Raw genomic sequence first — 25,726 nt, 5'->3', positions numbered from 1 at the left:
ACTTCTCTCCCATTAATCAACCTTTATCATTAACTTAACTAATTCTTCGTCCTTAGCAGGTTGTACAATTATGGTTTTATCAAATCCACTTTCTTTTCTACCATATTTTATCTCTACCTGTTCTTCATCTTTACCTTTACTATATCTTGCTGAAATTTTTGCAGCAAGTTCTATATCTGATTCTTTAGGCTCTCCCCTTAATATAACCATTGCACCCATATATTTATTAGGGAAAAATACTAAATCATCTTCTTTTAATAATTTTTTTATTTCAGAAGCTTCCACTTCCGTTCTTGCAACTATTATTTTACAATTATCATTCTCTCTTATATGTCTACCATATTTTAATATTTCTAAATCATCTTCTTCTATTTCTTCTACTTTATTCACTAAATCCTTTAGCCTTGCAGCATAATTAGGTTCTGTAAGTTTACATCCACCTGCTGGTGATGGATAATCCTTTATTCCCCATTTTTTAGCTAAATCCATTTGTTCAGTTCTTGATCTACCAGATATTCCTAGTAACCTTTCTCTATCCACTATTCCATCTAACTCCATTTGTGTTGGTTCTAATACCTTTGCACAAAGAGGTCTTAATATCTTATCACTAAATCCTGATTCTTTCTTAACTTCTTCTAAGGCTCTTTTGTTTTGAGACATTGGTCTTTGATTTAAAATTTCTCCAGTTATTATAAAATCAGCATTAAACTTCTTTAATAATTCTCCTGTATATTTCATCATCATAGCATGACAATCTATACAAGGATTCATATTCTTTCCATATCCGTGCTTTGGATTTCTTACCATACCAAAATGTTCTTCTGAAAAATCTACTACCTCTAAAGGTACATCTATTTGAGCGCACATTCTTTTTGCATTTTCTTCATTAAAAAAATATGATTTAAAACATATTGCTATTACTTCTATTCCTTGATCTTTAACAAGCTTTGCTGCTAATATACTATCTAATCCACCTGATACCATGGCTAATGCTCTAGTCATACTATTTCCTCCTAAAATTAGTTATTAAAATAATTATTTTTGCATACAATAACAAAAAGGATATTGTCTATTTAGACATTATCCTTATGGACTAATTAATATTATAACTTTTTGAACCTATCAATACAAGAAAGTATTTTTACCTATAAAGGATTATTTATTATTTTCAATAAGTCCTGATAGTACTTCTCCTATTTTAAATTTAATTTTAATTTTTCCTTTCTTATTTTCTTTATTATCAATCTTCTTTAACTTACCATCGTCTTTTTCTTTTAAATTATTTATTTTAGAATATTCATTTTCAGATAAAACTTTCTTCATAGTTTTTTCTGTTTCATCTATAGCTACTTGTCCATTAGTTACATCTACAAAACATAACGGTGGAAACATAACACACCACCAATTTTGCCCTTGTCCACTTCCTATTATCACTCTATAAGCTTCATATTCTCCTTGTGGTAAAGTTATGTTACCATAATTTTTTACCGGGAAATTTGCCATACCTAAACTACTTTCTACTTTATAGTCATAACCATTATCTTTTATACATTTTTTTGCAATATCCTTTATTTTTTCATCTTCACTTAATAATAAGTTTCTGGATTCAGCTAAAGATTTAGAATTTTTTAATTTAGGTGATATATATTTTATGATTTCATCTCTAACTTTAAGCTTTAAATCTTGGTCTTTATCACTATCACTATTAGCTATTACATGAAATCTTATTAACTTTTCTTTTAATTCTTCTGAAGTAATTATTGACTCTTCTTCTATAAAATTATTTTTAAAATTCTTCAATGGATTAATTATTATAAACAATAATAATATTATTAAACCTATAAATAAAATATACTTTTTTTTCAAAACTAAAACCCCCTTGATATTTTAATTATTAACAAGAAGGTCTTAGTATATTCATATATATTAAAATTTTTAAATAGTTCTAGTTATAAAAACATCTTTATATTTTTTTTTCATATTATCATAACATCTTTGAGCCTTTACCATATCTTCAAAGAAAGCAAAGACAGTAGGCCCACTACCACTCATCATAACCCCTACTGATCCGTTAATCCACATATTTTTTTTGATTCCTCTTATAGTAGGATAATTTCTTAATGTTACATTCTCCAAAATATTTTTCATATTTTCACAGACACCTTTTAAATCATCTTTATCTATATAGTCTATTATTTTTTCAACTTCTACATGCTTGAATACCTTATTTAAATCCAAATCACCATAAACTTCTTTAGTAGAGACCCCAAAAGGAGGTTTTACTAAGACCACTATATTGTCTTTAAAAGATTTCAATGGAGTTATAACTTCTCCTATACCTTCACATAAAGCTGTCCCACCTTTAATACAATAAGGTACATCCGCGCCTATCTTTACTCCTAATTCCATAAGTTTATGTTCATCTATATTCATATCAAATATTTTATTCATCCCTTTTAAAACTGCTGCTGCATCTGTACTGCCACCTGCTAGTCCTGCTGACATAGGTATATTTTTTTCTATATTTATAAAAACACCTTTATTTATATTATATGTTTCTTTAAAAAGCTTGGCTGCTTTATATGCTAAATTTCTTTCATCTGTTGGGACATACGGTTTATTGCATTTTATTATTATTTTATCTTCTCTTATAGGCTTTATGTCTAAAGAATCATAAAGATCTATTGTTTGCATTATCATTTTTAAAAGATGATAGCCATCTTCTTTTCTTTTTCCAATTACGTCTAAAGCTATATTAATTTTTCCATAAGCCTTTATCCTCATTTTATTCTACCTCTCTTTAGCATCTTCTTTGCTATATAATTATATTATGTATTTTTGCTAATTTCAAAACAATACTTTTACTTAATTATAAATACAAAAATATAAAATAAAAACTCTTTTTTATAATATATAACTTTTATAAAAAGAGTTTTTATTTTATGAGAATAAAGGTTACATTAATCACTTATAAACTTTCAATATTTTTATCTTTTATTAAATTTAAAGCCTCTAAATTCTTTAGATATTTTGATAAAGGTTTAAAATCTTCAAAGAATACTATTATAGTATCTCCTTCACTAGCTTTTTTTATTGCATAATCTAAAGCTTCTAATTCATCTAATATTATCTTATATTTACTCTTACTTATTTTTTTACAAAGTCCTAATTCTAATAATCTAGCTACTTCTCCACACTTTCGGCCTCTTTTTTCTCTATCTTCTTTTATATATACATAATCAAAATAATCCCCACTTAATGTTCCTATGCTTTTTATAAAATTATCTTTTCTATCTCCTGGGACTCCTATTACCCCAATTAAATTATTATGATTTAATTTTTTAACTCCATCTAATACCGCTCTATATCCTTCATAGTTATGACCATAATCCAATATTATATTTATTCCATTAATATAGTATTGATTAAACCTTCCCGGATTATCTTTCTCATCACAGGTAAACTCCTTAAGTCCTTTAGCTATTAAACAATAATCTACATTTAAAGCTACTAATGCTGCACAAGCTGCCATAGCATTATATAAATTATAAGTAAGCGCTCCTTTTAAACTTATTTTCACATCATTTATATTACATATCTTGTATATCTTTTTATTATTTTCAACATATATTGCCTCTCCATCTATATATACACCTGGATTTCCACTTTCTATATTTTCTCTTAAGAATTTATTGTTTTTATTTTGTGAAAAGAAAATTTTTTTTGATTTTACTCTATCTAATATACTTAAACTATAAGGATCATCTCCATTTATAACAGCATACCCATCTTTCTTTACCGCTTCTAATACTAAAGATTTTACGAAAGCTAAATCCTCTATATTTTCAATTTCATCTATTCCTAAGTGATCTTCTGTTATATTAGTTATTATCCCAACATCTGCCAAATCATAAGCTAATCCTTTTTTTATCATGCCACCTCTTGCAGTCTCTAAAACTGCAATATCTACATCTTTATTTAAAAGAATTGTTTTTGCACTATCTGCTCCAGTATCATCACCATAATCTATATATTTATTATCTATAGAAATTCCTGAGGTACTTGTCATTCCCACTTTATATCCTTTTTTAGATAATACAAAATTTATAAGCCTTGTAGTTGTAGTTTTTCCATTTGTACCAGTAACAGATATTACAGGTATATTATATGGATTATTATCATACATCATATCAACAATAGATAAAGCTACATCTCTTTTTTCACCCTTACTAGGATACTGATGCATTCTAATTCCTGGTGCCGCATTTACCTCTACAATTATTCCATTTTCTTTTAATGATTTTGAAATATCATTTGTAGATATATCTATTCCACATATATCTAGACCTATAGTTTTTGCAGCTCTAATACATATTTCTTTATTTTCATCACTTATTACATCTGTATAATCTTCTGCAATACCTCCAGTAGATAAATTAGCATTATATCTTAATTTAATTTTTTCACCTTTCAAAGGTACACTAAATATATTTAGCTCTTGCTGTTCTAATATTTTTAGTAGCTCCTCATCTATCTTTACTTTAGTTAAGGGCTTTTCATGATTTTCTCCTCTTTTATCATCTGAATTAAGCTCTTTAATAAGTTCTTTAATAGTTTTTTCACCATCTCCTATTATAAATGGAGGTATTCTTTTTGAAACTGCTACAACTTCATAATTAACTACTAAAACCCTATAGTCTTCCCCAATAAAATATTTTTCTATCATTATATCCTTATATTCTTTTAAAGCCTTATTATAGGCTTTTAAAAGTTCTTTTTGATTTTTTATATTTAATATTACCCCTTTGCCTTTACTTCCAAATTGAGGCTTTAATACTACCGGATATCCTATTTTTTCTGCTATATTTAAAAGATTAATGCTACTATACACCTTTCCACCTTCTGCAACAGGTATACATTGACACTTAAGTAATGATTTTGTAAGCACCTTATCACAAGCTATATCTGCCCCTATGCACTTTGTTTCATAACCTATAGTAGCTCCAAAAACTCTTCCCATCTTTCCATATCCAATTTGATACATACCACTATCGCCTAATTTTAAAACTGGAAGATTTCTTTTCTTAGCTGCTTCACAAATAGCTCTAGTACTAGGTCCTAGTATTTCTTCATTTTTTATTTTCTTTAATATACTAATTCTATCTTCTATATTTATTGGTATATTAGATATTAAACTATTTATAATATCTATAGCTAAATTAGCACAAGCAATACCTAATCTTTCATATTCATATTGGAATATTATATAGTAAATATCACCTTGAATCTCCCTAGCTTTTCCATAAACCACATCTATATCTAAAGAATTTTGTAATCCAATTATTATATGCTCACATACATGTGCTAAATAGGTACCTTCATTTAATCTTTTTACAAATCCACCTTCTTCATCTATTCCACATCTATGTTTTTTAAGCTCTGGTACTATTTTCAAAATATTATAATTAAAATTAGGAATATCCTTTGTTGGTATATCAGAGTATCCTTCTAAATCTATATCTATTCTTATAACTTTTTTGTGAGAATAAATGTTTCTACCTTCAAAGATTTTCTCATTTAATAACCTCATTTATAATCTTTCCTCCTTAAAAGGTCTCTTTTTTAGCAAATCAAATTTATCTCCATTTGTTAATACATGAAGTTTTACATTATGTATACTTAATATGTTTTCTTGATATTGCTCAGAAACATTAGTATAGTTTATACAAGTACCATCTAATATATAAACAGCTCCATTTCCTATAACTTGAACAAACCCCTGTTTATTAACAACTATTGCAGTATCTTCATCTATTCCAATTCCTAATACCTGAGGATTTTGAGCTATACCTGCAAGTAATCTTCCTATTCTTCCTCTTTGAGAAAAATGTTGGTCTATAATAACATTTTTTATCATACCTAGACCAGGTGCCATCTTTAAGGTGCACTTCCTAGGAGATTCATCATCTGGCCCATTTACTATCATAGTATCGCTCATGACAGATGCACCTGCTGATGTTCCAACAAAGTAACATCCCTTTTCACAAACATTAATTATTTCTTCTCCTAAAGGAGTTCCACCTAAAATACTTGTTATCCTTAATTGATCGCCTCCGGTAAAAAATATTATTGAAGCTTCTTTTACCATTTTTATATTTTCTTCTAAGGATCCCTCATCTCTATTTAAAACATCTAATATTTTTATATTCTTTACCCCTAGTTCTGAAAAGATCTTTCTATAACTTTCTCCTACTTCTTTAGGTAATTCAGTAGCTATTGTAGCAATTAAAAAAAGTCCCTTTTCTTTATTAAACTTAGAGCATATAAATTTTAAAATTTCTTTATCTTTTTCTTTATCTTCTGCACCACCTATTATTATTAAATTTCCCTCTGCTTTAGTTTCCAAAATTAATCACCTCTAATCATGCATTTTCTATTTTATCCATAAATGATATTATTATTCACAAACTTTTCCACAGGAATATAATTTAAAATAAAAAAAGCTTAATCCTAAGAAAAAAATATATTTTCTTTCTATAAGATTAAGCTTTATATTTATAATTTTATATTTTTTTGCCTTACAATATAGCTCTACCTGGTATTATTAATTTTTCCCCAGCCTCTATAACATCAGGGTTATCTATATTATTTATATTAACTAAATCTTCTACCGTCGTATTATATTTCTTAGCTAAATTCCATAAAGTATCTCCTTTTTGTACTATATATATAGTTAAAGATGCATTTTTAGTAGGAGATTCTCCCTCCTTTTCCTCTACAAAGGTAACACAAGATTTTTTAGCCATATCAAATATTCTAGCCTTTGCCGCAATAATTGCTTTAATTGCAATTGTATTAGCCTCTATATTGGCTTCCATTGTCTCAATCCAAGCCTTTAAAGTATACTTCATACCTATATTAGCTTCTTTAATATCAATAGTATTACTAAAAGGTATTTCTCCCTCAACTGTACCTATACCTTTTTCTTCATCTGTTGTTTTATAAATAACATTAACCCTAACCATGCCATTAAGGATAACTTTTCCTCTTTCTATTTTCTTATCTAGTGATAATAAGTTGCCACTTACACTAACTATTTGAACTATAGATCCTTCTTCTGGAGGAATAGAAAGATTATCTTTTGCAATACTTTCACTATTACCCTCACCAATCAAAAGACTTATATTTTTGCTATCCTTTTTTAATTCTAATAATCTTGTTGGAGAATAAGCATCTTCTATAAGTTCTATATGTTCTTTAGAAATTACCTTTAAGTCTCCTTCTATAACGGACTCTATATCTATTATTCTATCTTCTCCTAAGTCATCCTTATCTAAAGCATAATTAACTTCATTTTCCCTAAAATTTATTATAGGAATAACATCTAGCTCCGGAGATAACAATTCTTCTTCTTGTGTTAAATATATATCCTCCTCTAAAGACAATATATCTCTTGAATCTGAAGCCCTATATACTATTTCTATTTTACAATAACAAGATATGTTTACTTTTCCATCTATAATCTTAACTTCTTTATTATGAGGTGTCATCATGCATTTAAGGATACTTCCAATTTGAGGTTTATCCATAGGAACTTGCATTTTGCATTTTCCAGACATCTCAATATTTTTTTTATAAATAACTTTATCAAAAACCTCTGTCTTTTTTCTCATCTCAATATCAGCAGAGCCTTCTATTTCCTTTACATATTCAAATTCTTCTGCCTTATAAATATCACATTTAATACTTGGAATAATCTCTATACCTATCTTTCTTTCATTTATTATATTTGAATTAATATGTTCAATTTCACATTCAGCATCGCATATCATTCTATGTTCTGCCCCAACTAAGTCAATATAGTTAGTAAATTTATCATTCCACCCTACACAATGAACTCCTAATCCTTCCTCTTCTCTTGCTAAATAAATTATATTATAGTCAACTTTTCCCTCTACTAAAATTCTATCTTGTTGAACCTCTTTATGAGTCGGTATAACTTTTCCTTGAACATTTAAGATTTCTACTACATCTGGATGAGTATCTGGAATTAAATATTCCCCTCTTATAACAGGATTATTTTCAATTTGTTCAAACAATTGTTCATATTCAATGGTTTCTTTTAACACATCTATATCTGCCAAGCCTATCCCTCCTATACATATATCTACTAATATTTATATAGGACAATTACTAAAAATATGATTACATATTTAAAATATTAATTTTTAAAACTAATCATTGTCGAAAATACTCATTTATTTTTTTATATTATTAAAATTAAATATCTTTTTTTGAAAAAAACTGTTGACACTTATTAAAATTTGTCGTATTATAATATTGGTTATTGACCATATAACCTCTCATAAATTCTCAATACCCTTTTATACCATAGTTGAAAGATGGAAACCCACCATCTTTCTTTTTTTATATAAAAATATAAAAAGAATGGATATTTTAAATATCCATTCTTTTTATTTATCCGATAAAATCTAATTGTACAGTTTTTGTTAATACATCTGAATAACTATATGTCACAGTCCTTTGGGTGTCAGTTTCTAGTCTAACAACAAAAATACTTGGGTAAACACTCTCTAATACTCCATTGTTAACTAGCACCTTTCTTCTACCACCATTAGCTTTAAGAGTAACCTTTTGTCCTAAATGGCTTTCTATGTCTCTCTTTATGGTGGTTAAAGTTTTCATTTTCTCCATTTGAAACACCCTCTTTCCAATTATAATTATATAATCAATTGTCGGTTTTGTCAAATAACTTATTATTTTATCACTTCTAACTATATTTTGTCAATGTTAAGTTTGTATTAATTTTTTGTTAACATAATACTTCTATTTTATTTTTCTCAATAAAAATATATTTATGCATATAAAATTTATCTTTTTATTTATTATTTATAATATAAATTTATCTTTTTATAAATTTATATTATAAATCTTTCTTTAATATTTAAATTAACTTATTTTAATTTCTAAAAAATAAGTTAAAAAGGTATAAAATTTAGAAAAAATGTCTAAATTTTATACCTTTTTAACTTAACTTTTGTAAACTTATCAGAAATCTTATAAATACATTATTTTAAGTTACATAAGGCGATTTAGGATACCCTTCTCTATATTTTCCTCTAGTTTGAAGTCCTCCTATTCCCTTTATTCCAGTTATAGTGTTTTCTATAACCTCAGTTATAGAAACTAACTTATCTATTGTTGTATAAGCTACCTTCTCACAAACAAAAACAGGATCTAAACAATGTATTAATACTCTATTAGGAGAACTTGCATAATTTGCTCCTGCATCTAATATGCTCTCATAACAGGACTGACATGCCCCTGCAAATATTACAAGCTCATCATAACTTGAATTATAATTTCTTAAATTTTTAACTGCTTCTATAAAATATTTAGAATTTCTATAATTATTTAAATTTAAATAATCTCTAGCATTTTTTAAAAGACCATCATGACCTGTTAAAACTACTATATCAGGTTTTATTTCCTTTACTAAATCTACTATCTTATTAGGCTGTTCCTTTTCTACAACAGCCTTACCAACTGCATTAAGATTCATTTGTTTATAAGTTTTTATACATGCATCTAAATATTGTGCATCTCCATCTACATGAAGAATTTTTCCGGGTCTTCCAAATGTCAATTCCTTATCTGCAATTATTTTTTGTCCTTTGGTGTATTTTAATCTTCCCACTTCTCTACTTATCATTACTTTTTTTATTGCCTCATTAACCCTTGCATTAAATATCTTATCCTTAGCACCATTAAATCCTTCATCTACTTCTTCTAAATCATCTACTGTTGAATCTGCTATTATTCTTATATTTATACCTTTCAAAACATAATATACATTATCTTCTTCTTCTCTAATATCAATTATTCTAAAAGTTATATCTTTATCATAAGATTTTCTAACAACTAAGTCTCCAACTTTCATCTTATCCCTCTTAAAATTAAGTAATTCAATATATTATATGTTTTTTTTTCTAAAAAGTTAAAGATATATATATAATTATAAATATATACTAATAACAAATTATAGTTAAAAAAAATAGGTATTTTAAAGAATCCTTTAAAATACCTATATTCTATACTTTTAAGTAAAATTTAAAATGAATTATTATTTTGAGAAATATCTATTTAATAATCCTTTAAATGCCATTCCATGTCTAGCTTCATCTTTACACATTTCATGAACTGTATCATGGATTGCATCTAAATTTAATTGTTTTGCAAGTGTTGCTAATTCTTTTTTACCATTACATGCACCATATTCTGCATCTACTCTCTTTTGTAGATTAATTTTAGTATCAGCATCTACAACTTCTCCTAACATTTCAGCAAATTTAGCTGCATGTTCTGCTTCTTCAAAAGCTATTCTCTTATAAGCTTCAGCTACTTCTGGGTATCCTTCTCTATCAGCTTGTCTTGACATTGCAAGATACATTCCAACTTCTGTACATTCTCCCATAAAGTTAGCTCTTAAGCCTTCTATTACTCTTTCATCTATATCTTTTGCAACTCCGATTCTATGTTCATCAGCCCATACTAAATCAGATGATTGCTCTATAAACTTTTCGCTACCTACTCCACAAACTGGACACTTTTCTGGAGCTTTTTCTCCTTCATAAACATAACCACATACTGAACAAACAAATTTTTTCATAATTAAGCCCTCCTCAAATTTCTGCTTTTAAATTTATCTTTCTTTGAATAAATGTTTATTTTACTTTATGTAATATTTTTAAGGGACTTTATTACTTGTCCCTCATTACATATATTATTATATAATAATTATTATTTGTTATCAAGTATTTTTTTAAAAAAATTAAAAAAAATTAAGGAGTTCTCAAAATCCATAAAAATTTTGAGTAAACTCCTTATTAAAAATTTCTATTTTTCCACATATTTTTTATTAAACTCATCTATAAATGCTAAATAATTATCTTTTTCCTCTATAATCCCCTCTAACTTCTTAACAAAAGTTCCTTGAGCCCAATTTACTTCATTATAATAATATCTATTAGCTAACCTCCAGTATCTTTGCGGAAATAATAAATATGCAAAAATTATCTTATATTCATCATCTCTTAGTTTAGATACATTATTGTAAGAATCTATAATAGCCTTAGCATATTCTAAATTCCAATCCACTCTTTTTAAAACCTTAATCATAAAATTAGAAATATCATAAGATCTTATTTCCCTTTTGCAATAATCAAAATCTATAACATAAACATCTTCATCACTTAAAATTATGTTATGATATGTGAAATCATGATGACAGAAACTCTTATCATTTTCTGTTATATCACATACTTCTAAATATGATGAACTATTTAGTGTTTCTAAAGCTTTTTTACCTAATCCTTTATAAAAATCAACAGATTTTATATAAGCTAAATCGAAATCACTTTTATTAGATTTTTTTCTAATCATATCTCGCATTTTATCTAAAGCCTTTATTCTTTTCTCCATAAGATGAGGCCATCTTCCTAAATCGCTTTTAAGCTTACTATTTTCTGGAGGATTATATCCCTTTGAAGCTTCATGTAATTTAGCCAAAACCTCTGACGCTATTTTAACTTCCTCTATGTTATGAAAATCACATTCTCTTCCATCTATCCATTTAGATAAAGTATATAAATCTTCATTAACTATTGCATAAGGTTCACCATCAGTATTTAATTCAAATCTATCTAAATTCTTAAATCCATTATTTATCAAATGTTCTTTAGCGCCATAAACAAAAAGTAATTTTTGAGCTCCATAATTTAGTCTCTTCAAACACTTTTCTCCATTATTACACTTTATCCAATATACTCCCTTATTAGGTTTTATTGATTCAATCTTTATATTAAATTGTCTTTCTATTTCAAATTCTCTCATCATAGAAATCACCTCCTATATATTTATATGTACAAGCCACTTAAAATATTAACAATTTTTACCTATTGTAAATATAATAAAATATACTTATTTTGAAAGGATTTTATTATGAATATTGCAATTGATGGAAGAGCTGCTGAATTATATAGAGGAACCGGCATAGGCACATATACTTATCAACTATTAAACAATTTAAACCAATTAGATTTTTTAAATGATTATATGATTTTTACCCCTAAAACTTCCTCATTAAATATTAACTTTAAAAAAAATTTCTCTTTATCAAAAGCTAATGAAAATCCCTCATCTAATTTTTGGGAAAAAATAAAGGTTCCAAATATACTTAATAATAATAATGTTGAACTATATCATGTTCCTCAAAACGGTGTAGGACTATCTGAAAATATAGACTGTTTATCAGCTATAACTCTTCATGATATAATCCCTCTTAGAATGCCTGAAACTTGCAGTAATAGGTATTTAAAAATATTTAATGAGGAAATGCCAAAAATAATTGAAAAATGTGATGGAATAATTACAGTTTCACAATTTTCAAAAAATGATATATCAAAAGAATTTAACTTTCCAGAAAATAAAATTTTCGTAACACCCCTAGCGCCTGAAGATATATATAAACCATTAAACAAACAAGATTGTCGTAAAACTTTAAAATCCAAATACGGCATATCCAATGATTTTATACTATATGTTGGTGGATTTAGTCCTAGAAAAAATATATTAGGCTTAATTGAATCCTTTTCACTTTTATTAAAAAAACATAAAAATCATAACCTAAATTTAATTATTTTAGGTTCTCATGGAATCTCATATGAAATATACAAAAAAAGAACAGAAGAATTAAAGGTTTCTGATAAAGTTCTTTTTCCCGGTTTCATTCCTCTTTCAGATATGCCTATATTTTATAACGCCGCAAAAATATTTGTTTATCCTTCATTTTATGAAGGATTTGGTTTACCGCCTTTAGAGGCTATGGCTTGTGGCACCCCCGTTATAACCTCCTCTTTAACTTCTATTCCAGAAGTTGTTGGTGATTGTGCTGTAACAATAGATCCAAATAATATATATGAATTAAAAAATAATATAGAAAGACTTTTAGAAGATAAAAACTTATATAAAGATTTAGTTTTTAAAAGCATTCAACACTCTTCATATTTTAATTGGAAAAATACTGCCTGTTATACAATTGATGCTTATAATTCAATTATTAATTCTTAATAAAAAAAGGTATAAGATTAAATCTTATACCTTTTATTATAGCCCTTCTTATTATATATTTACAATTTTGTATATTATATATATTCATAGAAAAATCTGTCTAAGAATTCTTTTCTACTTTCTTTATGCTGTACTTTATTAAAAAATCTCCAATAATAAACTTCTTCCTCCCAATTTTTTTCTTTTAAATAATAATTTTTTGCTGCCATATAAAAATCTTTTGGATATCTCATAAGTAAATATAATAATTTATATTCTTCTTTATTTAACTTATTAATACTTTCATAGCTACTTAATATATTATAAAATTTTTCATAATCATAATCATAGTTTTTTATACTTTTTATTATCATATTGCTAAGATCTTTAACTCTAAAATCAACTTTACAATAATCAAAATCTATAAAATATACTTCATCTTGTCTAATTAAAATATTATGATGAGCTAAGTCATTATGGCAAAGAACTATTTTCTTATTATCATTTACTATTTTATTTATATCTATAATTTTTAAATAATCAATACAATAGTTTATCTCATCTATATAATAATCAACATTTTCATAAAAAAGATTATCAAATTCATTTTTATAGCTATATCTACTAACTTGCTTTTTAAAATCATTTAAATCTTTTAATGATTCTTTTAAATTAACTTCTAAATTATAGATATCTATATAATCCTTAAAATCTTCATTTCCCTTTATCATATCAAAGAATCCTATAGAACTATTATGAAGATTAGCTAGAGCCTTTGATGAAGCCTCTATATCAACGGGATTTGAAGTAGTACATTCTCTTCCCTCTATTAAATCAATAAGTATATATCTACTACCATTTCTACAAACAAAGTTTTCATCATTTATATTTTTATTTATTTTCATTATGTTTTTATAACTTTTTTCTATAAAATCTAAAGCACAACAAATAAAATTTAATCTTTTACTTCCATAATTAAGTTTTTTCAATATTTTTTTTCCTTTATTAGTTTGAAGTACATAAACACTTCTCACTGGAACTAAATCCTTAACTTCTATATTAAATTCCTTAAATAAATCTGTATTTAGATCATATTCACAAAGATATCTCTTATCTCCATATTTAACCCTTAACAATATATCTCCTCCTTATATTAAACACCTGAAATATTATCTTTCTTTAAGGAAGCCTTAATCTTTTTTATACTTTCATCTTCAGTCCATTTTTTTCTACCCTGTCTTATTTTTTCAAATACTTTCATAGATTCTGAAGGATATACAGTCATTGCTTTAATATAATTTTTACTAATACTATTTAAATTTTCTTTTATTATATAATCATTTATTAAATTATCTAAATTATAATTTATTTTCTTTTTCTTTAATTTATTTATAAGTAAAATTAAGTCTTCCTCTAAACTATTAAAAGAAATTGATTCTATATCCCTTATATATATTTTATTGTTTATCTTATATATGTTATCTAAACTACAATTCCCTAAAATCAGTTCATTTCTTCTCATAGCCCTTTTTATTATTTCTATATAATCAGAATAATTAATAGATTTTATAGCTCCTTCAGCAACTTCTATAACTTTAGGAAATATCTCTAAGTACATTTCTTCTATTCTATTTAAATCCTTTTTATATAATATATTTTTATGTTCTCTTTTTATTCTTCTTATCATTACATTACACCACTCATAATACTTACCTATTGTACTTCCTATACTTAAAGATAATATCTCATCTTCTTCTCTTAACCTTTTATGAAAATCATTTAATATATCTAAATAATCTTCTATATTACAATCCTTTATTAAGTTCCCTCTTACCCCATTATTTTTGATTAAATAAATATCTTTTTTTCTAAAAAAATTTTCAATTATCACATCATTTCACCACCTTAAAATGCTTAAATTCTTCCACAAATTCTTGTCTATATTCAATATCTTCTTTATATTTAATAAGTCTTCTCATAAAATTTTCTTCTTCCCATGGTTGCCTCTCCCAATAATATTGAAGACCTACTTGCCAAAATCCTTGAGAAAATTCCATAAATGCAGACATTAAAGGTATTTCTTCATTAGTAAGCCATCCTGCTTTTAAGTATCCTTCTATTATTAAATTTGCTTTTTTTAAATCCCATTTTCCATCCTTCATAGCTCTTATCATTAAAGAACTTAAATCATGTATATGAGTGTCTAAAATACAATAATCAAAATCAATAATATTTATTTCATCATTTTTATCCACCAAAACATTATGATAAGCATAATCATGATGACAAAAGTTCAGTTTAGTAACTTCTTTATTCATAACTTCATAATAATTATTATTTTTTAAATTTTCTAAAGTTTTATTTATTGAATTTATCTCTCTTGGAATCATAGATAAAAATAATTTATCAAAATCAGACTTGAAAATCTTTTGATGAGCTCTTTTCTCAAAATCTAAAATTTCCTCTCCTCTAACCCTAAAAGTATTAATCCAAGTAAACCATCCAATTCTAGGATTCATATCTTTATTTATTATAAAATTACTACTAAATTTATGAAACTCGCCAAGTTTTTTAGCTGCCCTATATAAATCTATAGGATTATCGTAATTACTTTCTCTTGAATCTATCCAAGGCATTAGATAAGCAAATTTATCATTTATTCTTATAAAATATTCTTCATTAATTGTTTTCATTATTTTAGGTATTTTTTGAAATCCTCTTTTTTGAAGATGTAAAATAGCAGATAAAATAAAATAAAAATGAGGATAATTGTATTTAATAACTTTCAAACAATATTCCTCACCTTTATCATCTCTTAATTTATATATATTTTTCATAGGTTTACTGTCTAAGATTCGTATATTGTAATTATTTTCCACTAGATAAAGTACGTCTTCCACTATCTACCCTCCATCTATTTATTCATTTTATTATATGTTGAATAATGTATTACTGTTACATTCACAATTTCATATAGATTTTAATATTAATAATATATATATAATTTTTTAGGAGTGAATTTTTAATGAAAGTAGCCTTAGATGGAAGAGGCATTAATTGGTATAGAGGTACCGGTATAGGAACTTATACTTTTAACGTATTTAAAAGAATTATAGATAAGGATACAAAGAATTTCTATAATATTTTTTGGTCTGGAGAAAATTATAATAAATTTAAAAGAGATAATACTTCTATATACCTAGCTTCAAATAGACATCAACGTTTTTTTGAAAATAATTATATACCTAGTTTTATAAAAGAAAATAATATAGATTTATATCATATTCCTCAAAACGGTATAGGATTATCTAATAATATAGATTGTAAAAAGATTGTTACTATTCATGATTTAATTCCTTATATTCTTCCAGAAACAGTAGGAAAAGGATATTTAAAAAAGTTCTTAGATTTTATGCCTAAAATTATTGAAAATTCTTCAGCTATAATAACTGTATCAGAGTATTCAAAAAAAGATATAATAAAGTTTTTTCCTAATTTCCCTAAGGATAAAATATTCGTTACACCTCTAGCAGCTGATAAAAAATTTATTCCTTTAGATAAGGATATCTGTAGATTAGATATACAAAAAAAATATAACTTCTCAACACCTTATTTGCTATACATAGGAGGTTTTAGTGCTAGAAAAAATGTTTGTGGTTTAATAAAAGGATTTAAAAATTCTTTAAAATCTCTTAATAAAAAAATCTCTTTAGTTATAGCGGGTTCACTAAAAGATGATGCTAAATCTATAATAGATTTAATAAACAGTTTAGATTTAAAAGACAAAGTTATACTTACAGGATTTATCGAAGATGAATACTTACCTATACTTTATAACGGTTCAGAAGGTTTTATATATCCCTCTTATTATGAAGGATTTGGATTACCACCCTTAGAAGCTATGAGCTGTAAAATACCAGTAATAACATCTAACGTTACATCTATCCCAGAAGTGGTTAAAGATTGTGGAATTTTAATAGATCCTTCTAAAGAGGATTCATTAAGTGAAGCTATAGAAACTATTATAAATAATGAAGATTTTAGAAACTTTATCGCTGAAAAAGGATATAAAAGAAGTAAAGATTTTTCTTGGGATAAAACTGCTGAAAATACATTGTCAGTTTATAAAAATATATTAAAATAAAAAAATATAAATATATTAAAAGGAGAGGTATTTTCAAAGTTATTTTAAATTAATTTTGAAAATACCTCTCATTAAATAATATAATATTTTTCTTAAGTAGATTCTTTATTTATTTCTTCCTCTAATAAAGTAATAAGAGTTTTATAATTTTCATCTTTATTGGTTAGATTCTCCTGAAAGTTTTGCTTTTTATTTATACTTGATGTAATATTAGCAAAACTTTGCCAAAGCTTTCTATACCCTAAAAGTTCTTCTCTATTTTCAATTATTGAATGTTTATAACATTGAGTATTTGCTGGAAAAATACCATACTTAAACATACTCTCAAGTAATACCACTTTATTATTTGTACAGAATTTAAAAAATTCTTTTAATGGCTCATTATTTTTTTTATTATTAATTGAAACAAAATTTACACCTTCTAAATTTACAAATCTATTACCACCAGGCTCAAAAGCTGGTAAAGTCATATAATCCCAATTAACACCTGAGTACTGATCTTTTATTTTTATATAAAATTCTGGAGAACTTATTATAGTTGCGGTATTATTTATATCTTCTTTATTAGTTACTAACTTTTCATCACCTAATGTTTTTATTAATTCTGTTATTTTCCTTACTTTTTCTTTCTTTTCTTCATTAGCTTCTTGTCCTATATTAATTTGATACATTAATGTTGATATAAAATCTCTCTTTTTATCTTCAGGAACATAAAGCATATTGGATTCTCCCTTTGATTTTTCTAATATCTCCTTTCCCTTATTTAAATAGTCATTCCAAGTTACTATATCTTGAGGGTCTATACCATATTTATTAAAAATATCTTTGTTATAGTAAACAATTATAGGATTTGTATCTAATGGATATCCATAATACCCATCATCAAATTTACATTCACTTTTTCTCCATCCATAAATACTATTATCATCACCATTATAAAGTTCAGATAAATTAGAAAAAACCTCTTTATTTTTTTCTCTTAAATTTAAAATTTCATATCCTTTTAAAGTTAATCCATCGTAATTCACTTGCCCATTATTTATATTATTTGTTATTTCTTTTAAATAACTTTCTTTGTCCGTATCCTTTATTTCTATTTTCACCCTAGGATTATTTTCACAAAATATTTGAGCTCTTTCTTTTAAAAACTTACTATAATTTCCATAAGAACAAATTGTATATTCTCCGATTAATCTTTTATTTTTATCATAACCATTACATCCTAATGCAGCAAATAAGACAAAGATAGTAATCATTACTATGCTAAATTTTTTAATCAATATATCACTCCTATAATTTCTATACTTAGTTATTTATTATATCATATTAGCAAAAAATATAGGATAGGCTTATAGCCTATCCTATATAATAAGTTATATTCTTTATGTATATTATCCTCTTGAAAATTTATCATTTCCTTTAGAGTTAAAGTCTTCTTTCCAAGCTTCTTCAGCATATGGTGTAAAATCCTTTGCAAGCTTTTCCAACTTTTCATGGAAATCATCATCCTTTAGCATAGCCTTACCACTTTCATCTGTTGGGTAAGCATTGACCTTCTCTGATATTTCTCTTATTACATCAGGATTATCTATCATCATACAAGGCAATAACATATTTTTATTATATGGTTGTCTTGATCTTAATTCTTTAAATAAAGGGCCTCTAAATATATCTATTAAATCTTTATCTTTTGCATTATCTTTAGCAATATGCGCAAATATACAAGGTTCCACATCCCCATTAGAATTTATATGACAATAAAACTTTCCTGCTATACATCCCCCTACGTAAGGTGCATCATTAAAGAAATCTATTGTAAAATATGGCTTAGTAGTTCTTATTTTTCTTGTTCTTCTTCCAAGTTCAATTCTTTGTTTTGGAGTTAACATATCCTTAACATCTGGTTTATCTCCAACAGGCATATATATAAAATACCAGCTCATCTTTGAACCTTTTTCTATTAACATATCTATAAAATCATCTGATGTTACTGTATCAATATTATGAGTTGAGGTTGCACTTGAAACTCCAAAAGGAATTCCTCTACTTTTTAATAGTTCCATTCCTTCCATTACTTTTTTAAAAGTTCCTTTTCCTCTTCTAGCATCAGTTTCCTTTTCAAATCCTTCTAATGAAAACATAGGCATTATATTACCTAACTTAACTAACTTATCAGCAACTTCCTCTGTAAATAATGATCCATTGGTAAAGGGAACAAACTCTATATCATTATATTTTTCATATATCCTCCACATATAGTCTACAAAGAAAGGTTCACCACCTAATACTATTATAAAATGTATTCCTAAATCCCTTGCTTGTCCTACTATTTTATCTACCTCTTCATACTTTAATCCTTGATCCTTAGGATATGTAGCTGCATAACAACCTTTACATCTTAAATTACATCTCATTGATGGACTTATAAGCAAAACAAATGGTATTTTAGTATCTTCCTTTTCCATCCATTTTGCTCTCTTTGGTATTCCATTCCACACTGCGTTACCAATAAAATTTTGATAAAACATCTTTAAACAATTAGGATTAGTATTTTTTAATACTCCTTGTATAAATTCCTTCACAGAAGGCATTTCATGGTAATACCTTTCTACATCTTCAACCCCTTTTTTAGAATCTTCATCTGTAACTAACTTTTTTGCTAAATAAAATATCCTATCAACATTTTTCTCTGGGTCTTTATCAATTAAGTCATAGATTTTTCTCATAGTTGCCTCTTTTGCAGATTTCTCTAAACTTTCTACAAATTTCATTTTTACTACCCCCCTATAATAGTTATAATTCTTTTGACCTATTATATTTATGTTAACCCTTTAAATTTATTAAGAATAAAGAACTTTATCTTTATTCAAAGCTAACTTATTGGATATTAAGGGTATAGGATTAAAAATAAGATTTAACTATAACCTAACAGTAACCATTCTTAAAATTATTACAATTATTAACTTCTCTAATATTAGCTATATATATGTGCTATTTAAAATATATCTTTTTCTATAACCTTATCCTTAAATCCATTTATTATATTGAAAGAGGCTACTGTTTAGTATGAATAATTGTAATTTTTTGAATAATTATAATATAATTTTATACCAATGAGTCTAAATTTTCCAGTAGTAAAAAATTTTAAGCTATATTATTAACATTTTTTTAATATATGATTATTTAAGTTTTATATTTTTATTTTACAAAATATGTACTATTAATCTATAATAAATTAATATTAACTATGGAAATTGGGAGGAACCTATGCATATTGATTGCTTAAAATCCTTTTATAAGATTGCAACTATAAAAAGCATTTCAAAGGTAGCACTTACATCTCATATATCTCAATCTGCACTAAGTCAGCAAATTTTAAAGCTTGAAAATGAATTGGGTGTAAAATTATTAAAGAGAAGTAATAAAGGTGTAGAACCTACTGATGAAGGTACTATTGTACTTAAATATTGTGAAATAATATTAAAAAATTATGATAAAATGCTAGATAATCTTAATAATATAAGATTAAATAAAAATAAATTTATAATATGCTCTCCATCTACATCTATAAGCTATAATTTATCTTCCATAATAATGGATATTAATTTCAAATATCCTAATTTTTCTTTTGAATTAACAAATTGTAATGATAATAATATTGAATATTTATTATTAAATAATCTTTGCGATATATCATTGTCTTTTAATAATATAAAAAATCCAAATATTATTTGTAAAAAACTTGGAGAAGATAAGCTTATATTTGTATCGAATTCTAACTTAAATTTAACTGAAAATCTAAAAATAGATTTTTTATTTTTGAATAAATTTATACTTCTTTCTGATAATCAAAACTTATTAGATCCTTTAAAAACTTATTTAGAAAATTTAAATTACAATGTTAAAAACTTAAACATAGCCTTTATTGCTAATTCAATAGATGTTGCAAAAAAGGCTTTACAAAATTCTTCTTATATAAGCTTATTACCAAGGATAGGAATAACAGATATTCTTAATGATAAAATCAAAGAAATTTTAATAGATAATATTTCCTTTAAATATGAGCTATATTTATGTTATAAAACAGATTTTTATAAACATAATAAACTACTCATAGATACCTTAGAAGATAAAATTATAAAAGGTATAAAAGACTCTAGATTATAATAATCTAGAGTCCTTTATACTTTTATTATCAATTAGAAGCTTTAAAGTATGGAAGCTTTAAGAGATGTTTTACCAAATAATTAGCTGTTATCCCTATAAAAATACCAGTAATTATTCCCACAGAAGACAATACTGGTAAATATAGCATTACTCCTATATTTTTAACTATTAAAGATGATATTAATAGTTGACCTATATTGTGAAACACAGATCCTGCAGCACTAACCCCTATTATACTTACTTTATTTTTACCTATTTCTTTAACTAATATCATTGCAATAAAACTTAATATTGCTCCTGATGCACTATACATAAGAGAAGATAAATTGCCTCCAAACATAGTTGATAATAATAGTCTTAAAAGTATCACTAAAAATACTTCTCTTTTACTTTCTAAAGTATATAAAGCAACAACCGTTACTAAATTTGCAAGACCTAATTTAGCTCCCGGCGTTACAAAAGGTACTGGAATCATTCCTTCAAAAATATATAAAACTAATGCTTGTGCTACTAATAGTCCTATATAAACCATTTTTGATGTCTTTTTCATTTTTTCACCTCTAATAAGCATTTATTATATCATCATCTTCATTTTGATCACCTTTAATTTCTATCATCAACCTATGAGGAAGACATACCAAGCTATCTCCTCTTTTAGATATGTATCCTGGTGCCATACAAACTTTATCTGGACAATCTGATTCGCTTATAGATATAGATTGATCTTTTACTATAACTTTGTTATATCCAAACTTAGTCTTAATATCAATTATATCTTCTCCTCTATGCTCTGATAAAGGAATCTTTTTATAAACCTTTCCTGCCACTGTTATTTCAGCATAGGTTCTATTATAATTTTTTTTCATTCCAAATCCAAAGATTATTTCTGGAATAAAAGAAATTACCAGTAATGCAATAATAATTATAATATCCCATTTTTTAAACATTTATCTGCCTCACTTTATTAAAATTATTAATTTAATTGTTTTATGTTAACTTAGAAAGTCTATTTTAAATTTTATATGTATTTTTTGTTAATGTCCATAATTAAATATAAATAATAGATAGTTAATAGATATTTATAAAAAATAATTATTTAAATAAAATATTATGCAAATTATCTTTATTGTTATATAATAATGGTAATAAGTTTTTTTAATGTAGTATTAATAATATGATTATCTTAATACATTATTAACATTGTATAATTTTAATGGATAGTTAACAAATTATTAACTTTATTGTAAATTTTAATAATTTATTATTTAAATCGAACAATTTTCTAAGGGGGATTAATTAAAATGAAAAAAAGATTAATATCAGTTATATTACTATCTTCATTAGCTTTTGCAACTATATTAAGTGGTTGTGGTAATAAAGATGCAGCTTCATCAAACAGTTCAGAACTTAAAAACGGTACTTATAAAGTAGAAGCTAAAGATTTCGATGATAAAGGTTGGAAACAATTTGCAGAAATCGAAGTTAAAGATGGAAAAATAGTTAAAGCTGAATATGACTCAGTTAATAAAAAAGATTCAAAACTTCTTAAAAGTCAAGATAAAAGCTATGAAGAAATGATGAAATCAAAGACTGGTACTTCTCCTTCTGAATTTTCAAAAACTTTATCAGAAGAATTAGTTAAAACACAAGAAGTTTCAAAGGTTGAAGCTGTATCAGGAGCAACTCACTCAAGTGACGACTTCAAAAAGTTAGCTCAACAAGCTATTGATAATGCTAAAAAAGGTGATACTGCTGTAACTACTATAGAGTTAAATAAATAGTAAATACTATTATAAAAACCTTAGGTTATCCTAAGGTTTTATTTATATATATTAAAAATATTATTATACTATTTTTTATAAAGTTAATATTAATTTTTTCCTTTTTTTAATATATAATAGACTAATGTAATTTATTAATCTTTAATAATTTTACTTGGGAGGATACTAAATGAAAAAACTTAATAAAATTGCTTCTTTAATGATAATACTAATATTACTATTAAGTTCCACACTTATAAGTTGTAATAAAAAAGAAGATGCAAAAACAAATGAACCACTAAAGAAAACTGACTTTTTTATGGGAACAGTAGTTACTGTATCCTTATATGATAAAAAAGATGAAAAAGTTATAAATGAAGCTTTTGACAGAGTAAAACAAATCGAAAATGAAGTAAGCATTAATAAAGATGGAACAGAACTTGATAAAGTTAATTCCTCTTCTGGATTAAACCCTATAAAAGTAAAAGACGATACCTTCCAAATTACTAAAAAAGGACTTGAATATTCTAAGTTATCTGAAGGTTCTTTTGATATAACAATAGGTCCTATTGTTAAGCTTTGGAGTATAGGTCTTCCAGAAGCTAAGGTTCCTACTGATGAAGAAATAAAAAATAATTTAAATTTAGTAGGCTATAAAGATCTTGATATAAACGAATCTGATAAATCAATATTCTTAAAAAGAAAGGGAATGATGATAGACCTTGGTGGTATTGCTAAAGGTTATACTGCTGATGAAATAGCAAAGGTTCTAACTAATCATGGTGTAAAAGATGCAATAATAGATCTTGGTGGTAATATATATGCCTTAGGAAATAATCCAAATGGCGCTGACTGGAAAATAGGAATACAAAATCCTATAGCATCTCGTGGAGATATTGTTGGCTATATAAAGGTTTCTAATAAGTCTGTCGTTACCTCAGGAATATATGAAAGATTTATAGAAAAAGATGGCAAAAAATATCATCATATTTTAAGTCCTTTTAATGGCTATCCTTATGAAAATGAATTAGCTGGGATTACTATTGTAAGTGATAAGTCAATTGATGGAGATGCTCTTTCAACTACTGTTTTCTCTAAAGGTTTAAAAGAAGGATTATCATTTGTTGAAAGTATGCCAAATATAGATGCAATATTTATAACTAAAAATAATGAAATTTATATAACTAGTGGTTTAAAAGAAAACTTTGTTATTAAAAATGAAGATTTTAAACTTATGAATTAAAACTAAAACACTATAGAATCTTTAAATTATAATTAAATTCTATAGTGTTTTTAATATTTTCTTTTATTAAGATATTCTACTAGTTAAGCTTTCTTTATTTTTTTCTGTTTCAAATAAAAAATTGGCTAATATTATGCTTGTAATACCTGAAATAAATTTCGATATTATATAAATAACTAATATATCCTTTGCCTGTGAAGAAACAAATCCCATCTGTCCTCCTAATACAAATGCTCCACTAACACTAAAAGCTGTACATATTAATTTTCCCTTTTCATTCATTGAAGAAAATTCACCAAAAACTATAATATTTGATGCTAAACTTCCTATTAAAGCTCCTATAGAACAAGTATCAAGCCCTACAACACTACCTATTTTTTCAAATTGTTTTTTAAATATCTTTTTTAATACTTCTAACATAGGATAAGCACCTGCCATTACAAGGGCGATTCTACCTACAACTGCTAAAGATTCATTAATAGGCATTAATCCATTAACGCTTTCAATTCCTACAATTGATGAAACACCTTGAATTATAAGTCCTATAATACTTAAAATCACAATTAACTTTCCAAAGATTGAAAAACCTAATATAAGCTTTTCTGGAATTTTTATTATCCCTATTGATAATAAAATTGAAATAAGAATTATAGGAATTAGATTTAACATTAATGTATTAAGGTTTATATCCATTAAAATTCCTGCTACTAATGCTCCTATTGGAATAGTAATTATTCCACACATAATTCCTTTTGCAAATATATTATGGTCATCTTTTTTAATTATTCCAATAGCTAAGGGAATAGAAAAACTTATAGTAGCTCCTAATGTAGATGCAATTATAACTCCTGTAAACTTAGCCATTTGAGGAGATAAAGCTAGAGATTGTGAGAGCTGAAAAGCACCCATATCTATTGCTAATATCATAGATGAAAATATTGATGGATCTAAATTTAATGCTATTCCTATAGGAGTTAAAACAAATGATAGTATCTTTGCTAAGAGAGGAGATATTGAAAATATTCCAACCATGGCTATAGCTAATGGCCCCATGGCTTTAAGCCCCTCTTCAAACTTATTTCCTAAATTAAATTTATTTCCTATTATATAGTCTATTGCACCTATTACAAAGAAAAAGGCTATAATTCCTAATATTATTTTGTCCATTTTGTCCTCCTAATTTAAATTCCCATAAATATTTTATAATATATTTAATTTATATGATATATTTTAATAATCATATTTAAGTTATTTTTACAATATATTAATTGTAACAAGTAGTTT

Annotated in this window: 23 protein-coding genes; 5 read left to right on the top strand and 18 right to left on the bottom strand. The window is 25.7% G+C overall.

From position 1 onward, the window contains the following. Nucleotides 1-12: 12 nt before the first annotated feature. From BUA70_RS07550 to BUA70_RS07505, 10 genes are all read right to left on the bottom strand, one after another. Nucleotides 13-1,002, bottom strand: coding sequence for a DUF814 domain-containing protein (locus BUA70_RS07550; protein WP_072895773.1), 990 nt, complete (start codon nucleotides 1,000-1,002; stop codon nucleotides 13-15). A gap of 153 nt (nucleotides 1,003-1,155) precedes the next feature. After that, nucleotides 1,156-1,866, bottom strand: coding sequence for a stage II sporulation protein R (spoIIR, locus tag BUA70_RS07545; protein WP_072895772.1), 711 nt, complete (start codon nucleotides 1,864-1,866; stop codon nucleotides 1,156-1,158). A 69-nt stretch (nucleotides 1,867-1,935) separates the two neighbouring features. Further along, nucleotides 1,936-2,784: a 4-(cytidine 5'-diphospho)-2-C-methyl-D-erythritol kinase gene (gene ispE, locus BUA70_RS07540; protein ID WP_072895771.1), complete on the bottom strand. Its 849-nt coding sequence runs from the start codon at nucleotides 2,782-2,784 to the stop codon at nucleotides 1,936-1,938. Between the two features lie 184 nt (nucleotides 2,785-2,968). Further along, nucleotides 2,969-5,590 (bottom strand): cyanophycin synthetase, encoded by a 2,622-nt coding sequence (cphA, locus tag BUA70_RS07535; protein ID WP_072895768.1) that lies wholly within the window; start codon nucleotides 5,588-5,590, stop codon nucleotides 2,969-2,971. Next, nucleotides 5,591-6,406, bottom strand: a complete 816-nt coding sequence (locus BUA70_RS07530) for a cyanophycinase (protein WP_072895766.1) — start codon at nucleotides 6,404-6,406, stop codon at nucleotides 5,591-5,593. Between the two features lie 172 nt (nucleotides 6,407-6,578). Next, nucleotides 6,579-8,144: a DUF3794 and LysM peptidoglycan-binding domain-containing protein gene (locus BUA70_RS07525; protein ID WP_072895763.1), complete on the bottom strand. Its 1,566-nt coding sequence runs from the start codon at nucleotides 8,142-8,144 to the stop codon at nucleotides 6,579-6,581. Nucleotides 8,145-8,478: 334 nt separating this feature from the next. After that, entirely contained in the window at nucleotides 8,479-8,715 is a 237-nt protein-coding gene (locus BUA70_RS07520; RefSeq protein ID WP_072895761.1) for a Veg family protein, read from the bottom strand. Between the two features lie 379 nt (nucleotides 8,716-9,094). After that, nucleotides 9,095-9,961 (bottom strand): sporulation peptidase YabG, encoded by an 867-nt coding sequence (gene yabG / locus BUA70_RS07515; protein ID WP_072895758.1) that lies wholly within the window; start codon nucleotides 9,959-9,961, stop codon nucleotides 9,095-9,097. A 183-nt stretch (nucleotides 9,962-10,144) separates the two neighbouring features. Next, nucleotides 10,145-10,690 carry an NADH peroxidase gene (locus tag BUA70_RS07510; RefSeq protein ID WP_072895753.1) on the bottom strand — a complete coding sequence of 182 codons (546 nt, stop codon included), beginning with the start codon at nucleotides 10,688-10,690 and terminating at the stop codon, nucleotides 10,145-10,147. A gap of 227 nt (nucleotides 10,691-10,917) precedes the next feature. Continuing rightward, nucleotides 10,918-11,916 carry a CotS family spore coat protein gene (locus tag BUA70_RS07505; RefSeq protein ID WP_072895750.1) on the bottom strand — a complete coding sequence of 333 codons (999 nt, stop codon included), beginning with the start codon at nucleotides 11,914-11,916 and terminating at the stop codon, nucleotides 10,918-10,920. A gap of 105 nt (nucleotides 11,917-12,021) precedes the next feature. Here BUA70_RS07505 and BUA70_RS07500 point away from each other — a divergent pair, with 105 nt between their 5' ends. Continuing rightward, entirely contained in the window at nucleotides 12,022-13,149 is a 1,128-nt protein-coding gene (locus BUA70_RS07500) for a glycosyltransferase family 4 protein (RefSeq protein WP_072895746.1), read from the top strand. Nucleotides 13,150-13,223: 74 nt separating this feature from the next. Here the strand turns inward: BUA70_RS07500 and BUA70_RS07495 are convergent, their stop codons facing one another. The 3 genes from BUA70_RS07495 to BUA70_RS07485 are packed head-to-tail and all read right to left on the bottom strand — an operon-like array spanning nucleotide 13,224 to nucleotide 16,028. Beyond that, the gene (locus tag BUA70_RS07495) at nucleotides 13,224-14,264 is read right to left on the bottom strand and encodes a CotS family spore coat protein (RefSeq protein ID WP_072895743.1); all 1,041 of its coding nucleotides are present in this window, start codon (nucleotides 14,262-14,264) and stop codon (nucleotides 13,224-13,226) included. 17 nt (nucleotides 14,265-14,281) lie between these two features. Further along, nucleotides 14,282-15,019, bottom strand: a complete 738-nt coding sequence (locus BUA70_RS07490; RefSeq protein WP_072895740.1) for a hypothetical protein — start codon at nucleotides 15,017-15,019, stop codon at nucleotides 14,282-14,284. A gap of 1 nt (nucleotide 15,020) precedes the next feature. Further along, entirely contained in the window at nucleotides 15,021-16,028 is a 1,008-nt protein-coding gene (locus BUA70_RS07485; RefSeq protein ID WP_242977304.1) for a CotS family spore coat protein, read from the bottom strand. Between the two features lie 125 nt (nucleotides 16,029-16,153). On the opposite strand from BUA70_RS07485, the gene BUA70_RS07480 reads away from it, so the two are divergent. Next, on the top strand, nucleotides 16,154-17,272 hold the full coding sequence (locus BUA70_RS07480; RefSeq protein ID WP_072895733.1) for a glycosyltransferase family 4 protein: 1,119 nt from the start codon (nucleotides 16,154-16,156) through the stop codon (nucleotides 17,270-17,272). 92 nt (nucleotides 17,273-17,364) lie between these two features. On the opposite strand, the gene BUA70_RS07475 is transcribed toward BUA70_RS07480, so the two are convergent. After that, nucleotides 17,365-18,552 (bottom strand): ABC transporter substrate-binding protein, encoded by a 1,188-nt coding sequence (locus BUA70_RS07475; protein WP_072895730.1) that lies wholly within the window; start codon nucleotides 18,550-18,552, stop codon nucleotides 17,365-17,367. A gap of 111 nt (nucleotides 18,553-18,663) precedes the next feature. Continuing rightward, nucleotides 18,664-20,043 carry a radical SAM/SPASM domain-containing protein gene (locus tag BUA70_RS07470; protein WP_072895727.1) on the bottom strand — a complete coding sequence of 460 codons (1,380 nt, stop codon included), beginning with the start codon at nucleotides 20,041-20,043 and terminating at the stop codon, nucleotides 18,664-18,666. A gap of 496 nt (nucleotides 20,044-20,539) precedes the next feature. On the opposite strand from BUA70_RS07470, the gene BUA70_RS07465 reads away from it, so the two are divergent. Further along, nucleotides 20,540-21,439 carry a LysR family transcriptional regulator gene (locus tag BUA70_RS07465; RefSeq protein WP_072895724.1) on the top strand — a complete coding sequence of 300 codons (900 nt, stop codon included), beginning with the start codon at nucleotides 20,540-20,542 and terminating at the stop codon, nucleotides 21,437-21,439. Nucleotides 21,440-21,467: 28 nt separating this feature from the next. Here the strand turns inward: BUA70_RS07465 and BUA70_RS07460 are convergent, their stop codons facing one another. Further along, nucleotides 21,468-21,989 (bottom strand): Gx transporter family protein, encoded by a 522-nt coding sequence (locus BUA70_RS07460; protein ID WP_072895839.1) that lies wholly within the window; start codon nucleotides 21,987-21,989, stop codon nucleotides 21,468-21,470. A 10-nt stretch (nucleotides 21,990-21,999) separates the two neighbouring features. Continuing rightward, complete coding sequence (locus BUA70_RS07455; RefSeq protein ID WP_072895720.1) at nucleotides 22,000-22,386, bottom strand: NusG domain II-containing protein; 387 nt, start codon at nucleotides 22,384-22,386, stop codon at nucleotides 22,000-22,002. Nucleotides 22,387-22,740: 354 nt separating this feature from the next. Between BUA70_RS07455 and BUA70_RS07450 the strand changes: the two genes are divergently transcribed. Further along, nucleotides 22,741-23,220, top strand: a complete 480-nt coding sequence (locus BUA70_RS07450) for an FMN-binding protein (RefSeq protein WP_072895717.1) — start codon at nucleotides 22,741-22,743, stop codon at nucleotides 23,218-23,220. Between the two features lie 169 nt (nucleotides 23,221-23,389). Further along, a complete protein-coding gene (locus tag BUA70_RS07445) occupies nucleotides 23,390-24,442 on the top strand; it encodes an FAD:protein FMN transferase (RefSeq protein ID WP_072895713.1) in 1,053 nt (350 codons plus the stop codon). 66 nt (nucleotides 24,443-24,508) lie between these two features. Here BUA70_RS07445 and eutH read toward each other — a convergent pair whose 3' ends face one another. Next, nucleotides 24,509-25,609, bottom strand: a complete 1,101-nt coding sequence (gene eutH, locus BUA70_RS07440; protein WP_072895709.1) for an ethanolamine utilization protein EutH — start codon at nucleotides 25,607-25,609, stop codon at nucleotides 24,509-24,511. Between the last annotated feature and the right edge of the window lie 117 nt (nucleotides 25,610-25,726).

The sequence above is a fragment of the Clostridium fallax genome (genome assembly GCF_900129365.1).
GTDB lineage: Bacteria > Bacillota > Clostridia > Clostridiales > Clostridiaceae > Clostridium_AH > Clostridium_AH fallax.
The sequence above is the reverse complement of the archived record's forward strand: the minus strand, read 5'-3'. Positions and strand labels throughout refer to the sequence as shown.

What these genes read in the sequence shown, in the direction of transcription:
- BUA70_RS07445 (WP_072895713.1), top strand. Translation starts at nt 23,390, where the DNA reads ATGAAAAAACTTAATAAAATTGCTTCTTTAATGATAATACTAATATTA.
- BUA70_RS07550 (WP_072895773.1), bottom strand. Translation starts at nt 1,002, where the DNA reads ATGACTAGAGCATTAGCCATGGTATCAGGTGGATTAGATAGTATATTA.
- BUA70_RS07455 (WP_072895720.1), bottom strand. Translation starts at nt 22,386, where the DNA reads ATGTTTAAAAAATGGGATATTATAATTATTATTGCATTACTGGTAATT.
- BUA70_RS07480 (WP_072895733.1), top strand. Translation starts at nt 16,154, where the DNA reads ATGAAAGTAGCCTTAGATGGAAGAGGCATTAATTGGTATAGAGGTACC.
- BUA70_RS07460 (WP_072895839.1), bottom strand. Translation starts at nt 21,989, where the DNA reads ATGAAAAAGACATCAAAAATGGTTTATATAGGACTATTAGTAGCACAA.
- ispE (WP_072895771.1), bottom strand. Translation starts at nt 2,784, where the DNA reads ATGAGGATAAAGGCTTATGGAAAAATTAATATAGCTTTAGACGTAATT.
- BUA70_RS07450 (WP_072895717.1), top strand. Translation starts at nt 22,741, where the DNA reads ATGAAAAAAAGATTAATATCAGTTATATTACTATCTTCATTAGCTTTT.
- BUA70_RS07510 (WP_072895753.1), bottom strand. Translation starts at nt 10,690, where the DNA reads ATGAAAAAATTTGTTTGTTCAGTATGTGGTTATGTTTATGAAGGAGAA.
- eutH (WP_072895709.1), bottom strand. Translation starts at nt 25,609, where the DNA reads ATGGACAAAATAATATTAGGAATTATAGCCTTTTTCTTTGTAATAGGT.
- BUA70_RS07520 (WP_072895761.1), bottom strand. Translation starts at nt 8,715, where the DNA reads ATGGAGAAAATGAAAACTTTAACCACCATAAAGAGAGACATAGAAAGC.
- BUA70_RS07465 (WP_072895724.1), top strand. Translation starts at nt 20,540, where the DNA reads ATGCATATTGATTGCTTAAAATCCTTTTATAAGATTGCAACTATAAAA.
- cphA (WP_072895768.1), bottom strand. Translation starts at nt 5,590, where the DNA reads ATGAGGTTATTAAATGAGAAAATCTTTGAAGGTAGAAACATTTATTCT.
- BUA70_RS07500 (WP_072895746.1), top strand. Translation starts at nt 12,022, where the DNA reads ATGAATATTGCAATTGATGGAAGAGCTGCTGAATTATATAGAGGAACC.
- BUA70_RS07470 (WP_072895727.1), bottom strand. Translation starts at nt 20,043, where the DNA reads ATGAAATTTGTAGAAAGTTTAGAGAAATCTGCAAAAGAGGCAACTATG.
- yabG (WP_072895758.1), bottom strand. Translation starts at nt 9,961, where the DNA reads ATGAAAGTTGGAGACTTAGTTGTTAGAAAATCTTATGATAAAGATATA.
- BUA70_RS07505 (WP_072895750.1), bottom strand. Translation starts at nt 11,916, where the DNA reads ATGATGAGAGAATTTGAAATAGAAAGACAATTTAATATAAAGATTGAA.